The 218-nt window shown below is 54.6% G+C and carries 1 rRNA gene; it reads right to left on the bottom strand.

The annotated features are described in order from the left end of the window. Positions 1-218: ribosomal RNA gene (locus IQR33_RS35830) — 23S ribosomal RNA — on the bottom strand; the annotation flags it as partial.

Consider the following 218-nt stretch of genomic DNA (forward strand, 5'->3'; position numbering starts at 1 on the left):
ACCTCACGATGTCCAACCGTGATTAGCCCACCTTCGTGCTCCTCCGTTACGCTTTGGGAGGAGACCGCCCCAGTCAAACTACCCACCAGGCACTGTCCTCATCCCCGATTAGGGGACCAAGTTAGAACATCAACACTACAAGGGTGGTATTTCAAGGACGGCTCCACGCAATCTAGCGACTGCGCTTCAAAGCCTCCCACCTATCCTACACATGTAGG

The organism is Vibrio sp. OPT46 (assembly GCF_015163535.1).
GTDB classification, from domain to species: domain Bacteria; phylum Pseudomonadota; class Gammaproteobacteria; order Enterobacterales; family Vibrionaceae; genus Vibrio; species Vibrio alginolyticus.